Below are 342 nucleotides of genomic sequence, written 5' to 3' on the forward strand. Positions count from 1 at the left end.
GACGCTCTTGATACGCGCGTCCAGGTCAGACAGGTTGTCGGTGGTCACGTTGAACGTTGCGCCCAGGCCAGAAGTCTGGAAGCCAGCGCCTGACAGGTCGATGTTGATGACGTTAGCGTCGGTTGCGTCGTTGGCGCCAACCTGGATTTTTACGCTGCCGGTCGTATCAAAGATCGCCGTGCCGTTGAAGGTAGAAGCTTTACCGATACGGTTGATTTCAGACAGACGCGCGTCAACTTCTTTCTGGATTGAGTCGATGTCGTCGGCGCTGTTGGTGCCGTTTTTCGCCTGAACAGTCAGTTCACGGATACGCTGTAAGTTGGTGTTCATCTCGTTCAGAGA

1 protein-coding gene is annotated in these 342 nt (G+C 54.4%); it reads right to left on the reverse strand.

Annotated features, from left to right (window positions below; genetic code table 11):
* Positions 1–330: flagellin N-terminal helical domain-containing protein (locus AB6T85_RS23730; protein WP_440135771.1), on the reverse strand; the 330-nt coding region annotated here is incomplete at its 3' end.
* Between the last annotated feature and the right edge of the window lie 12 nt (positions 331–342).

It is taken from the genome of Erwinia aeris, assembly GCF_041224955.1.
Lineage (GTDB): Bacteria > Pseudomonadota > Gammaproteobacteria > Enterobacterales > Enterobacteriaceae > Erwinia > Erwinia aeris.